The 501-nt window shown below is 59.5% G+C and carries 1 pseudogene; it reads right to left on the reverse strand.

Features of this window, described 5'->3' with window-relative positions:
- Nucleotides 1-501: pseudogene (locus AB1A64_RS22355) on the reverse strand (aminotransferase); the annotation flags it as partial.

Below are 501 nucleotides of genomic sequence, written 5' to 3' on the forward strand. Positions count from 1 at the left end.
AAAGCTGACCGGTGCGTATGTCAGTGGCAAACAGCACAGGCCCTTTTGCGGACAAGAGGCCCAGCCAGCGATCCCCGAATAGTCATCGATCCGGAAATCCTCGACACCCAAAGACGAAACGGCGTCAATCAGACCCATTGCGCCGTGGCGTTCGCATGCATCCGAAAACCCGCGCAGATCATTGATGCGGCCCGAACCGGTTTCCCAATGCGCCATAAAGGCCCATTTCGGTTTGTGTTCGGCCAAGGCGGCCTCGACCATTTCGCCGGTTACGGGCTGACCGTGCGGAACATCGATCACGGTGACACTGGCTGCTTTGGGGTCGAGCGGATCGGCGGCATGTTCTGCGGGCGTGGCCGCCTTGATCCGAAGGGTCAGCGCGTCAATGCCGGAAAATGTGCCGTTGTTAAATGCAACAACCTTGTCGCCGGGCATGACGGCCGAGAACATGGTATCCAGCGCGCTCCACCCGGTGCCGGCAACCGCGAATGTATAGGTGTT

It is taken from the genome of Ruegeria sp. ANG10, assembly GCF_040705255.1.
Taxonomy (GTDB): Bacteria; Pseudomonadota; Alphaproteobacteria; order Rhodobacterales; family Rhodobacteraceae; genus Ruegeria.